We start from the raw sequence: 12,978 nt of genomic DNA, 5'->3' as shown, positions 1-12,978 counted from the left end.
CATCAGCTTAATTATTTTCGGTATTAATACCCCAATCTTTGGTATGCATGTGCATATCCCACATATTTTTATAATGAGCTTCTAATTTTAGCAACAATTGATGTGATCCTCTTTCCAAAATTTGATGATTGCCTAATACAATAATTTGATCTGCATGTTGAATGGTAGATAAACGATGCGCGATAACTATAAGTGTTTTATTTTGTGTCAACACACTTAATGCTTTTTGAATTTTTTGTTCACTATCTGGATCGACGTAAGCAGTAGCTTCGTCTAACACAATGATAGGCGCATCTTTTAATATCATTCTGGCAATAGTGACACGTTGTCTTTCCCCACCTGATAACTTATCTCCAACTGAACCTACATTCGTATCGTATCCCTCTGGTAACTTTTCGATAAATTCATGACATTGCGCTAACTTGGCTGCTTTTTCAACCGCATCATCACTAGCTTCTGGATTACCTAATTTAATATTTTCTTTAAAAGTAAGATTTAATAAGAAGTTATCTTGTCCTACATAACCAACTAAATTATTAAGTAGCTTTGGTTCTATATTTTTTATGTTTACATTACCAATCGTGATATCTCCAGTCGTCGCATCCCAGTAACGTGATATGAGCTTAGCTATAGTTGACTTCCCGCTTCCAGATTCTCCAACAATCGCCGTGAAATGATTTTCTGGTACCGTAAATGATAAATGCTTAAACACCATTTCATCCTTATCATTTGTATATGAAAAGCCAACATTATTAAACGTAATTTCATAACTTTGAGGTTCCATAAATTGTGATGACAATGCTAACTCTTCTAAGATTAATATTTGATTTACTTCAGTTAACGCATATTGAATTGATTTTAAATGATTCACATAATTAGTAAAATTCTTAATCGGTGCTACCACACCAAGAGATAATACTATACAAATAAAAAATTCTGCATAATTTAATTGGTTGATAGATATCAAATACATACCAACAGGTAGAATGCCTAAAAACGTCGAAGGTAATACACTTGCACCTAAATTCATATATCCCCATGTATTTTTAAACCAATTTAAAGTATGTATTTTATAATTATCTACTGCATCTTTATATTTTTTATACGAGCTTTGAGATTGATTAAATGTTTTAATCACCTCAATGCCTTCTATATATTCGACAATGGCGCTATTCATATAATTATTCGATTGCATTTGCTTTGCATATGTCTCATTAAATCCAGACATTAATTTGTTAAAAGCAAACACTGCAATTGGTATCGTTACTAATAAAGCACAAGCCATACGCCAATCAATGAACATAATATATATAAAGATAGCAACTGACAAAAGTAAGTTTCCAACAATTTCAGGAATCATATGTGCTAAAGGTAATTCTATTGTTTCAACCTTATCGACAAATATATTTTTTAATTCACCTATTTTCTTAGATTCCACTACTCCTAAAGGTAGACGCATTAATTTTCGAGCTAACTTTTTACGAATATCGGACAAAATCTCATAGGCCATAATATGTGATAGCATCGTTGACGCTCCAAAACAACATGCTTGTATAATATAAGCAATTAAAGCAATCAATATATAAACCATAATCAAATTAATCGTATATGTATCATTAATCATCATTAAAATAATTTTAAATACTGCCCAATAAGGCACTAATCCAGAAAATACACTAATGATAGACAACAAAACTGACAACATAATTTTCCATTTACTATCTGAAGCAAATCCACTGAGTATCTTTATCCAATGTGTCTGATTGTTCATCGTATCCATAACTCCTTTTAATTAATAACCTAAATTAAGTTATTTATATTATTTATTTCGCTAAATGATGCATAAAATATAAATTTGTTATTTGTTAAAATTTAATACTTATTACAAGTACATCATATATCAGTTGATAACGATTATCAATATCACATAAATTTGTGACACATTCCCTTTAAAACTCACATGAAAATGAGACAAAAATGATAAAGAACCACTAATGATTTATTATGTAGTGGTTCTTACACATTAGCTGTGGCTAATGTGCACTTAAAAATAGGAATATATGAGCAACACTCATGTATAAGAAATACTAATTTCTAAAGAAAAAGTATATCTTTATCGTTGTTTCCCCAACTTGCATTGTCTGTAGAATTTCTATTTGAAATTCTCTATGTTTAGGACTCTCCGCACCCTAACTTGCACATTATTGTATGCTGGCTTTCCATCAGCTTCTGTGTTGGGGACCGCCCCCCCTATAAGCTTGACTAGAATTGGAAAATCTAGTTACAAATGTATTTTCATTCAGTCAACTACTGCCTTTATAACATTGTAAAGCCTAGGACATTCTGATTTGCTCCCTATAATTATTTATTCTCTATATCTAATGATCCTATGACTCAACTATTAAATCATTTTTCAAAATACTTAATTCTAATATAATTAAATTCATTAATTGTAATATTGTAAAAATACATTGCATACCTTGTTCATCAATGCTATAATTAGTTACATAATAAATTGAACATCTAAATACACCAAATCCCCTCACTATTGCCGTAGTGAGGGGATTTATTTAGGTGTTGGTTATTTGTCACCTTTTTTATTGCTGCGCGTTCGTAACCAATGTGCAAAAAACGCAACAAGACAGCCGCTTATAGCTGAAGTCATGATGTTAATTAATAAATTGAACATCCGTCATACACCTCCTCTCTGCGTTAAAGTAACGCCCGAGATGTTAGGCGACTATTATATTATATCATTTATTTATTATATTTCACGCAATATTAAAGCTCAAGCAAAGTATTTTTAGTGGTTTAGTATACTTTAATTGCTTTCTTTTAAAATCCATTTAGATAATACAAATGTGATGGGTATCGTAATAATTAAACCTGCAAATGGTGCAATTTCCGCTGGCAAATTTAGCCAGGATACAAAAACATATAATAAAACTGTTTGTAAGCCTACGTTGACAATCTGTGTAATTGGAAAACTAATGAATTTTCTCCAAGTAGGTTTTACCCTGTAAACAAAATAACAATTCAAATAATACGAAATCACAAAAGCGACTATAAATCCGGTAATATGACTAATCATATATTCAATGTGTAATAATTTTAACAGCAATAAATAGACAATATAATAATTCAACGTATTAATGCCACCAACAATGATAAATTTTAAAATTTCAGCATGCGTTTGTGTCAGTTTCATATGTGTAACTCCTCAACATTAAAATATATGTATAACTACGTTCTCCAACATACTCGAAAATGCGTGCCAATACGCTTCTATTCAAATATGCTTACTTCAATTTTCATACCCTTTCACAGCAAATTTAGTCCCTTTCCCCTCATTCTTATATGCCATTATAATGCAACTAATTTATCGCGCGGCTCATTAGCGCTATGGAGATTGCTTTAGTTCACGAGTGATTTTATATACAATAAGAGCGACAACAGTAATGAGAGGATGTCTACTATGCAATTACAAAAAATTGTCATCGCTCCTGACTCATTTAAGGAAAGTATGACTGCACAGCAAGTTGGCAATATAATAAAACAGGCATTTACTAACGTTTATGGAAATACCCTTCATTATGATATCATTCCGATGGCTGATGGTGGTGAAGGTACCACAGATGCTTTAATGCATGCAACTGGTGCCACTAAGTATACAGTCATCGTTAATGATCCTTTAATGCGACCTATTGAAGCATGTTATGCACGCGCAGATGAACATCAAATTGCAATTATTGAAATGGCGGCAGCGTCGGGTTTAGATTTATTAAAAAAAGAGGAACGTAATCCTTTATATACATCATCATATGGTACTGGTGAACTAATTAAAGACGCATTAGATCATGGTGCTAAGACGATTATTTTAGGTATTGGTGGCAGTGCGACTAATGATGGTGGTACTGGAATGCTAAGTGCACTGGGCGTTCAGTTTACTGATGTGAATGGGGAATTATTACATATGCATGGTGCTAATCTTGCTCATATTGCACAAATTGATATAACAAACCTTGATACAAGATTAAAAGAAGTAACATTTAAAGTTGCATGTGATGTTACTAACCCATTACTAGGTGAACATGGCGCTACCTATATTTATGGCCCTCAAAAAGGCGCGGATGCGAAGATGATACTAAAGTTGGATTTCGCAATGTCGCATTATCATGATAAGATAAAAATGTGCACAGGAAAATCTGTTAATCAAGTACCAGGTTCTGGTGCAGCTGGTGGCATGGGTGCTGCATTATTAGCTTTCTTCAACACAACATTAACAAAAGGTATTGATATCGTCTTTGACATTACAAATTTTCATCAAAGAATTAAAGATGCAGATCTCATTATTACCGGAGAAGGTCGAATGGATTATCAAACTATTTTTGGTAAGACACCCATAGGCGTTGCGTTAGCGGCTAAACAACATCATATTCCTGTCATCGCAATTTGTGGCAGTCTAGGTGAAAATTATCAAAATGTTTATGATTACGGTATTGATAGTGTTTTTTCTATTATTTCTTCGCCTAGCTCATTAGAAAACATCTTGCAAAATAGTGAACAAAATTTGTTAAATACTGCAACTGACATTGCCCGCATTTTAAAATTAAAATAATGTCAAAGTATTATACTAAATATACTTAGGCAGTTAAATTCTGGATGAGGTGAAAACCATGAAAAGAACTGATAAATATCGTGATTCTTATCAATATGATAGCCAAAATCAAAAACATCGACATCAATCTGAGGATGCATCATATAGACAACAAAATTCTAATAACAATTCCGAAAAACATCCTGAGCGTTATTACAACGGTAGAGATTATCGAAGAGAACAAATGCTCGAAGAAGAAAACGAAAAGTCCCGCCGTTCAAAAAAATGGTTATATGTCATTATTGCAATTCTCTTAATTATTGTCGCTATTTTTGTCACACGCGCCTTACTTAGCAATGATAACGATAAAGTAAGCAATGATCCTAAAGTCTCTCAAAACTATAAAAAACAAGTTGAAAGTCAAGATGGTCAGATCAATAAAAATGTAGATAATGCTAAAGACAACATTAAAAACAACCAAAATACTGACGGTATTATCAAAAATTTACAAAACCAAATCGATAGTTTAAAGCAACAAGAGCAAAACAAAGCAGATTCTAAACTGACACAATATTATCAAGAGCAAATCAATAAATTAAAAGAAGCAAACAATGCACTCAAAAACAATGAAAATCAAGGTAAAATCGAAAGTATGTTAAATGACATTAATACAAAATTCGACAGCATTAAATCAAAATTAGATAGCTTATTTAATGGTGATAGTAATAATTGATGTTCAACGCTAACTTTAATCATTTAATAAATTGAGACAATAAAGCCCTACACTTTCTATGTATCCAACACAAAACTGTGATGATACATTGCGAGTATAGGGTTTTTTATATAAACTTGTATTCTAACTACATACAAATCTACATAAAACGTTTATACTTTAACGTAATTATAAGAAATAAGGAGACGGATTATGCAATCTTCGAGTAATAAAACAAAACAGTTTTCATTTTTATTGTTAATCACGTTAGGTGTCATGACAGCATTTGGCCCTCTAACTATAGATATGTATGTACCATCTTTACCTAAAGTACAAAGTGATTTTGGTTCTACTACTTCAGAAATTCAATTAACTCTATCATTCACAATGATTGGTCTAGCACTTGGACAATTTATCTTTGGTCCGTTATCCGATGCCTTTGGTCGCAAACGAATTGCTGTGTCTATTTTAATTATTTTCATCTTGGTATCAGGTTTATCTATGTTCGTTACACAATTACCTTTATTTTTAACTTTGCGCTTGATTCAAGGTTTAACTGGCGGAGGTGTTATTGTAATTGCCAAAGCATCTGCGGGAGATAAATTTAATGGAAATGCTCTTGCAAAATTTTTAGCATCATTAATGGTAGTCAATGGTATTATCACTATACTTGCACCTTTAGCAGGTGGTTTAGCCCTTTCTGTCGCATCATGGCGCTCAATTTTTACAATTTTAACAATTGTAGCATTAATTATCTTAATTGGTGTTGCATCACAGTTACCAAAAACACCTAAAGCAGAATTAAAGCAAGTTAATTTTAGTAGTGTAATTAAAGATTTTGGGAACCTTTTGAAAAAGCCAGCATTTATAATTCCAATGCTTTTACAAGGTTTAACATATGTGATGCTTTTCAGTTATTCATCAGCATCTCCATTTATTACCCAGAAAATGTATCATATGACACCACAACAATTTAGTATTATGTTTGCTGTTAACGGCGTAGGCCTAATTGTTGTCAGTCAAATAGTAGCATTATTGGTTGAAAAGTTACATCGTCATATTTTATTGATTATTTTAACTATTATACAAGTCACTGGTGTTGCTTTAATTATCTTGACTCTTGCGTTCCATTTACCACTTTGGGTATTGTTAATCGCTTTCTTCTTAAATGTATGTCCAGTAACTTCAATTGGGCCTTTAGGATTTACGATGGCAATGGAAGAACGTACAGGTGGCAGTGGTAACGCATCAAGTCTACTTGGCTTATTCCAATTTATCTTAGGTGGAATTATTGCACCTTTAGTTGGTTTAAAAGGTGAATTCAATACATCACCATATATGATTATTATCTTTATTACTGCTGTTTTATTAGTGAGTCTACAAATTATTTACTTTAAAATGATTAAAAAGCAACATACAGCTTAATGTACTTATACAATTAGAACCCCAACATAGACATCATGTCTTGCTGGGGTTCTAACATTTTATTTAGTACTATTAAAATTTAAATAATATCGAAGTGTTGAACCTATATATTTATCATCCATATACTGGCATCCATAGTTCCGTAATATACTGTTCACTCGATGTATCTCCTTCTTGATAATATTCAAAAAATGGTGTTTCTTTAATTTGATCATCATGATATTTATGAATATAATTATGCACTTCTTCCATTTTTAGTTGCACTGCATCAGGAACTACACCTCGTGCTTCAAAAACAAAATATGTTGAACTTGGCAAAGTTGTTAATTCAAAACCATCAAAGACCGAACAATTGTCTCTAGTCACAGTAACTGCTATCATGTAAGACATTTTCCCATCTATTTCAGGTATACAAATACCCAGCAAACCATCTAAATCTCCATTATTAAATGCTTGTAACTTTGAAATCGTTCCTTCTGCAAAACACGTTCCCCAAAACTTTGCAATTTGTTGTTGTGCTTCACGTCCATTTTTATATATTTTCTTAATCCCAAACAAAGTTAATTCAGGAAGTTTCGTTTCTTTATACTTCATAGAAGCCCATCTCCATTTTATTTTTATTATGCCAAACAAATTGATATGACATTTCAAACTTAAGATATATAATTATAATTAATATTTACAGAACAAAGGCGAGGACTACATTATGAACCGAAAAATTTTACCAGTTAAACCTATCAGTCAACTATTCCCAATTCCAATGGTTATGGGTTGCGAAGGTGTATCAGCCGCCATGATGTTGCAATATAATAATCAGCATGTTCCTGCAACAGAAATAATGAAAAATTGGCCTACACACCCGAATAATCCTCACAAAGGATATGTTGGTCATCACTTATTTATTAAGCTTGGCAACTATCATCAAACTATTTTCCCTGAAGCATATGTACCATTTTTACAACAATATAATCCAAATATCGTAGACGGTACTGGTAAGTCACTAGATGACCTAAAAAAAATTATCGATCAAGGGCAACCAGTGTTAATTTATCATACAAACCTTGGATCAAAACCTTTGCTACGTGTATTCCGATTTGATAATAAACCAGCAAAACAAGTATCTAATATACATGTAACGCTATTAATTGGTTATGACGATTATTACTATTATTACATTGATCCACTATGGAGTCATATCAGACGTGGTCTTGTGCTACCTGCTATTTTCCCTAATCGCAAACAAATTATTAAAATTCGTAAAGAAAAAATGGAATACAGCTTTAATTCACCCGGTAGAAAATGCATTTATGTGCAGCCTCATTCTTATACAATCGAAAAGCAACAACAAAATAAACACACATAAGTACCCACATTGCTCGCGTGTGTAAAACATAATAAATATCATGATAAATGCGCAAGAATTTTCGGTCTTGCGCATTTTATATTTCTATTATTTGCATTGTCTCAATTATTTCTTGGTAAATATCTTCAGTACGCCATTGCCTAGGATAGCCAAGACACGGGCAAATATAATGCCTGCCATTGTCAACAATACTTTTTCTAAAATGAACATGTCCCATAACACTATATGGAATATCAAAAGTATCATATAAATCATTAAAATCACTTGTTCCGATATAAGCATTATAAAAATCAAATATACGATGCGGCATTGGTACAACAAATTCAGGATGCGTTACGACATGCGTCACTAAAATAATTCGTCGGTTTCCAACTTTCTTTATATCTTTGTATACTTCTTCTACTGCTTGTTTCGAAAGCGTTTGATCCGATATACCCCAAGAAATACGTTCTTTATCTTGCCATGTCGCGCCATAATACTTACCTTTTTGCAACTGTTCTAATGAAAATCGTTTCGCAGCATAGCTATAATCGTACCAAGCAGTGTGTCCAACAATCGCCCATTCGTCATTAATAATATTAGGCTGTCCAACTAAGCATTGTGACATACTTTTATAGCTATCCCATGTTTCTTGTGTCGATGTATCCTCAGTATTCCATAAATCGTGGTTCCCAGGAACAAAACGTACTAATGTATCTAAATTTTGTGTCAATTGCTCAATAAAGTGACTAGTCAATTTAAAATCATTCGATATATCTCCTGCAATCAACAAGATGTCCATATTTTTACTTTTAACAGCTTCTATTAAAGTGTTTAAGTAATTCACTGGCTTCAATCGATTATGACGATCAATATGTAAATCAGCAATAACTCCTACCTTCATACTTATACCTTCTTTACATAAATTGAAATGACATTCATTATGTCACAAGTTAACACGGAATGATACAGAATAGCTTAATTCTTAGTGTTATTTTATAATTTTGCATTAAAACTTATATCTTTTCATAAATTCGATAAGTTTTAGTTATCATAAGCATACCTATCTAATGTTTTTTCTTATATTTAAAAAAATAATTGCTTTATTTAATGGATTTCTTTAGTATTTATAAATAAGAAAACGCTTACACACAACTTTTTTTATTTGCTTTATCCTGAGGAGGAAAAACATGGCAAGAAAATTGCATAGAGAGTTGAATAACAGACACATCCAATTGATAGCAATTGGGGGCGCAATTGGTACTGGATTATTCCTAGGATCAGGTCAGACAATATCGTTAACCGGTCCATCCCTGTTATTCACATACATGATTATTGGGGTTGTACTATTCGCTTTTATGCGCGCATTAGGCGAATTGTTGTTGAGCAATACGAGATTTAATTCATTTGTTGATATTGCAAATGAATATTTGGGTCCTTTTGGAGGATTTGTGATTGGCTGGACATACTGGTTATGTTGGATTGTATCAAGTATGTCAGACCTAACTGCAATGGGACAATACTTTGCATTTTGGTATCCACAAGTACCAAACTGGATTACTGTGCTATTTATTGTATTAATCTTGATTAGCTTCAACTTATTAGGTGCCAGATTATTTGGTGAATTAGAGTTTTGGTTCTCTATTATTAAAGTTGTTACAATTATTGCGATGGTTATTGTCGGACTTGTGCTTATCTTTTTCTCATTCAAAACACATTATGGACATGCATCATTTTCAAACTTAGTCAGTCATGGTGGCATGTTTCCTGGAGGAACATTTGGTTTCTTAATGTCATTCCAAATCGCTGTATATTCATTCATAGGTATTGAGCTAATAGGCGTAACTGCTGGTGAAACCAAAGATCCTGAAAAAACATTACCGAAAGCCATTAATAATGTACCTATTCGTATACTTCTATTCTATATCGGTGGACTTTTAGTAATTATGTCTGTAATTCCATGGAATGATATTGATCCAGATAGTAGTCCATTCGTTAAATTGTTTACATTGATTGGCATTCCATTCGCTGCAGGTATTGTTAACTTTGTTGTATTAACCGCTGCGGCATCAGCAACAAATAGTGGTATTTATTCAAATAGTCGAATTTTATTTGGTTTATCACAACAAGGACTCGGCCCGAAAGTCTTAAATAAAACAAATAGTCACGGCGTACCTTATTTATCAATGTTAGTATCATCTATTGCATTACTCATAGCAGCATTGTTAAACTACATTTTCCCAAATGCAATTCAACTATTTATTTACGTTACAACTTTATCTACCGTGCTATTTTTAGTTGTTTGGGCAATGATTATCGTTGCTTACATTATGTATTTGAAAAAGCATCCTGAGGCACATAAAAATAGTAAATTCAAGTTAATTGGTGGCAAACCGATTGCCTATATTATTTTGGCTTTCTTCTTCTTTGTATTCATCTTATTATTCTTTAGTGATGAGACAAGAGCAGCCATCTATATTTCGCCATTCTGGTTTATATTCTTAATCTTTTTCTACAAAAAATATAAAGCAAATGCCGAAAGATTAGCTGAAGAACAGCGTCAAATAGATAGTGGTCATTTCAGATATGATAATAAATAAGATAGTTTTAAATCTCTAGTATTTATACAATGAATGCTAGAGTTTTTTATTTCAAGAAAATTTCAGTGTAATTCACATCGTTTTTTTTAATAAGTCTATGTCAATATGCCTTAAAAATGTTAAAATATTAACTATTAAAATTTTGAGGAGTGTACTATGGCGTTATTAGAAGCATTTTTAATATTTATCTTTGCTGTCATTATCAGTTCAATCATTAATAATCGTTTCCCGAAAATCCCAACTGCGTTTATTCAAATCGCATTAGGTGCTATCGTCTTTTTAATTCCGATAGATGTTGATTTCCAATTTAATTCGGAAGTATTTATGTTCGCCGTTATCGCACCGCTTCTATTTGTTGAAGGAACTCATGTGTCACGAACAAAATTATTGGAGTATCGTAAGCCTATATTACTAATGTCCATGGCTCTCGTATTTGCAACTGTTGTTGGTGTTGGCTATTTTATACATTGGATTTGGCCAGCATTACCTATGCCAGCTGCCTTTGCGATAGCAGCAATATTATGTCCAACTGATGCCGTGGCAGTATCTGCAATTACACGTGGAAAATTGCTACCAAAAGGTTCAATGACAATTCTTGAAGGAGAATCACTTTTAAATGATGCTGCAGGTATCATTTCTTTCAAAATTGCTGTTACAGCATTAGTAACAGGGACTTTTTCATTATTCCAAGCTGTTGAGCAATTTATTATTTCAACTGTTTTAGGTGTTTTGATTGGTGCAATCATTGGCTTTATCATCGTAAGAGTCCGTGTAGATTTAACAGCAAACAAAGGTTTAAAAGACAATAATACATTAACATTCATTCAGTTATTAACACCTTTTGTCGTTTACTTTTTAGCAGAACAAGTTCATGCATCGGGAATTATCGCTGTCGTTGTAACTGGTCTTATTCATGGTTTAGAACGTGATCGTTTAATTAAAGCACAAACAGAACTTCAAATGAATTACCATCAAATTTGGAATACATTTAGCTATGCGCTAAACGGTTTTGTTTTTGTATTATTAGGTTTTATGATTCCTACTGTAGTTATTGATATCATTAAAACAGAACCTGAAAACTTGTCATTTTTAATTTTAATTACGATACTAATCGCATTAGCTATCTATGTTTGTAGATTTGCATGGGTCTATTTCTGGTACAAAGATTTTTATTTCCCGAAAAATATTCAATCATACCTAGATGATGACAATGATTCACATGAAACACCACCTTCACGTGTACAGTATGCTTTCATCATGACAATGTGTGGTATTCACGGAACAATTTCATTATCAATGGCCCTAACATTGCCATTCATTATTACAAATGGACAAGCTTTTGAATATAGAAATGACTTATTATTTATTGCTTCTCTAATGGTATTGATTAGCTTAATTTTAGCGCAAATTATATTACCTTTAATTACACCAGCGATTCAAGATGATTTATTTAAAGGTATGACATACCAATCTGCCAAAATTTTTATTGTCCAAAAAGTAATAGAACATTTTAATAATGAAAGCAAAAAAGATAAAAACGACACGAATTATCGTCCAGTATTAAATCAATACTTCGGTGAATTGTTATTTTTATTAAATTCAGAACCTGAAAATAAAAATACTAAAGAACTTAAACGTTTAGAGGATATAGCAAAAAATATAGAAACATCAACACTAGAACGATTAATTGAAAAAGGTAAAGCAACATCTCAAGATATTAAAAATTATCATGATATCGTTGAACTCACAGAAACGCACCGAACTTCATCAATCATTGAAAAATTAACTAACTTCTTTAAAATGTTTTGGTTACGACTTAAAACATTTAAACACAACAAAGCTATTGATAGAGAAACAAAAGCACAAGAATATGAAAATGCCTTTAAAGACGTTCAAAAAATGATGCGTATCGTTAACCATAATATTATTTTACGCTTAAAAGAAGAGCAAAATAGTACAAATGTACTTGAAGTAAGTTTAGTCATCAACCATTATTACAATATGAGTCGTTCATTAAAATGGCGTGCGCAACGTCGCAAAGAACGTCAAGAAAATCGCAATCAAATGATTCCACAAGCTATTTTCCATAATCATAAATTAGAAGCATTATATTTACAGCGTAACCTTTTAGATGAACTCATTCGTCGTAACAAAATCAATAATGTCGTTGCTGCCCAAATACGCGAAAATATCAACTATAATGAAATTGTCTTAGCCCTACAGTCCAAAAACTAAACAAGTTATAAAAACACCCGCTCATATGAGAAAATGACATTATCATCTCATATGAGCGGGATTTATT

The 12,978-nt window shown here is 32.1% G+C and carries 11 protein-coding genes; 6 read left to right on the top strand and 5 right to left on the bottom strand.

All coding sequences use genetic code 11. The features are described 5' to 3' along the window. Positions 1-7: 7 nt before the first annotated feature. The 3 genes from CD116_RS09580 to gtxA all read right to left on the bottom strand — a co-directional run bounded on the left by CD116_RS09580 (position 8) and on the right by gtxA (position 3,208). Positions 8-1,771: an ABC transporter ATP-binding protein gene (locus tag CD116_RS09580; RefSeq protein WP_047529842.1), complete on the bottom strand. Its 1,764-nt coding sequence runs from the start codon at positions 1,769-1,771 to the stop codon at positions 8-10. 810 nt (positions 1,772-2,581) lie between these two features. After that, entirely contained in the window at positions 2,582-2,689 is a 108-nt protein-coding gene (locus CD116_RS09575; protein ID WP_000482651.1) for a type I toxin-antitoxin system Fst family toxin, read from the bottom strand. A gap of 132 nt (positions 2,690-2,821) precedes the next feature. Beyond that, positions 2,822-3,208 carry a flippase GtxA gene (gene gtxA / locus CD116_RS09570; RefSeq protein WP_047426382.1) on the bottom strand — a complete coding sequence of 129 codons (387 nt, stop codon included), beginning with the start codon at positions 3,206-3,208 and terminating at the stop codon, positions 2,822-2,824. Between the two features lie 267 nt (positions 3,209-3,475). Between gtxA and CD116_RS09565 the strand changes: the two genes are divergently transcribed. From CD116_RS09565 to CD116_RS09555, 3 genes are all read left to right on the top strand, one after another. Continuing rightward, complete coding sequence (locus CD116_RS09565) at positions 3,476-4,618, top strand: glycerate kinase (protein WP_047449388.1); 1,143 nt, start codon at positions 3,476-3,478, stop codon at positions 4,616-4,618. Positions 4,619-4,676: 58 nt separating this feature from the next. Next, positions 4,677-5,330, top strand: a complete 654-nt coding sequence (locus CD116_RS09560; RefSeq protein WP_047549905.1) for a membrane protein — start codon at positions 4,677-4,679, stop codon at positions 5,328-5,330. Between the two features lie 192 nt (positions 5,331-5,522). After that, positions 5,523-6,734, top strand: coding sequence for a putative multidrug effflux MFS transporter TcaB (locus CD116_RS09555; protein WP_047549907.1), 1,212 nt, complete (start codon positions 5,523-5,525; stop codon positions 6,732-6,734). Between the two features lie 114 nt (positions 6,735-6,848). On the opposite strand, the gene CD116_RS09550 is transcribed toward CD116_RS09555, so the two are convergent. After that, positions 6,849-7,328 (bottom strand): GyrI-like domain-containing protein, encoded by a 480-nt coding sequence (locus CD116_RS09550; RefSeq protein ID WP_047549911.1) that lies wholly within the window; start codon positions 7,326-7,328, stop codon positions 6,849-6,851. Between the two features lie 112 nt (positions 7,329-7,440). Between CD116_RS09550 and CD116_RS09545 the strand changes: the two genes are divergently transcribed. Next, a complete protein-coding gene (locus CD116_RS09545) occupies positions 7,441-8,097 on the top strand; it encodes a C39 family peptidase (protein ID WP_047426392.1) in 657 nt (218 codons plus the stop codon). 76 nt (positions 8,098-8,173) lie between these two features. Here CD116_RS09545 and CD116_RS09540 read toward each other — a convergent pair whose 3' ends face one another. Beyond that, positions 8,174-8,980 (bottom strand): metallophosphoesterase, encoded by an 807-nt coding sequence (locus CD116_RS09540; RefSeq protein ID WP_047549914.1) that lies wholly within the window; start codon positions 8,978-8,980, stop codon positions 8,174-8,176. A 286-nt stretch (positions 8,981-9,266) separates the two neighbouring features. Here CD116_RS09540 and CD116_RS09535 point away from each other — a divergent pair, with 286 nt between their 5' ends. Both CD116_RS09535 and CD116_RS09530 read left to right on the top strand, forming a co-directional pair. Next, positions 9,267-10,676 carry an amino acid permease gene (locus tag CD116_RS09535; protein WP_047549917.1) on the top strand — a complete coding sequence of 470 codons (1,410 nt, stop codon included), beginning with the start codon at positions 9,267-9,269 and terminating at the stop codon, positions 10,674-10,676. A gap of 156 nt (positions 10,677-10,832) precedes the next feature. Further along, the gene (locus CD116_RS09530) at positions 10,833-12,911 is read left to right on the top strand and encodes a cation:proton antiporter (protein WP_047549920.1); all 2,079 of its coding nucleotides are present in this window, start codon (positions 10,833-10,835) and stop codon (positions 12,909-12,911) included. Positions 12,912-12,978: the final 67 nt, after the last annotated feature.

Source organism: Staphylococcus schweitzeri, assembly GCF_002902405.1.
Lineage (GTDB): Bacteria > Bacillota > Bacilli > Staphylococcales > Staphylococcaceae > Staphylococcus > Staphylococcus schweitzeri.
This window is presented reverse-complemented; position numbering and strand designations above follow the sequence as displayed.

What these genes read in the sequence shown, in the direction of transcription:
- CD116_RS09540 (WP_047549914.1), bottom strand. Translation starts at nt 8,980, where the DNA reads ATGAAGGTAGGAGTTATTGCTGATTTACATATTGATCGTCATAATCGA.
- CD116_RS09530 (WP_047549920.1), top strand. Translation starts at nt 10,833, where the DNA reads ATGGCGTTATTAGAAGCATTTTTAATATTTATCTTTGCTGTCATTATC.
- CD116_RS09535 (WP_047549917.1), top strand. Translation starts at nt 9,267, where the DNA reads ATGGCAAGAAAATTGCATAGAGAGTTGAATAACAGACACATCCAATTG.
- CD116_RS09560 (WP_047549905.1), top strand. Translation starts at nt 4,677, where the DNA reads ATGAAAAGAACTGATAAATATCGTGATTCTTATCAATATGATAGCCAA.
- CD116_RS09555 (WP_047549907.1), top strand. Translation starts at nt 5,523, where the DNA reads ATGCAATCTTCGAGTAATAAAACAAAACAGTTTTCATTTTTATTGTTA.
- CD116_RS09545 (WP_047426392.1), top strand. Translation starts at nt 7,441, where the DNA reads ATGAACCGAAAAATTTTACCAGTTAAACCTATCAGTCAACTATTCCCA.
- CD116_RS09565 (WP_047449388.1), top strand. Translation starts at nt 3,476, where the DNA reads ATGCAATTACAAAAAATTGTCATCGCTCCTGACTCATTTAAGGAAAGT.
- gtxA (WP_047426382.1), bottom strand. Translation starts at nt 3,208, where the DNA reads ATGAAACTGACACAAACGCATGCTGAAATTTTAAAATTTATCATTGTT.
- CD116_RS09550 (WP_047549911.1), bottom strand. Translation starts at nt 7,328, where the DNA reads ATGAAGTATAAAGAAACGAAACTTCCTGAATTAACTTTGTTTGGGATT.
- CD116_RS09575 (WP_000482651.1), bottom strand. Translation starts at nt 2,689, where the DNA reads ATGTTCAATTTATTAATTAACATCATGACTTCAGCTATAAGCGGCTGT.
- CD116_RS09580 (WP_047529842.1), bottom strand. Translation starts at nt 1,771, where the DNA reads ATGAACAATCAGACACATTGGATAAAGATACTCAGTGGATTTGCTTCA.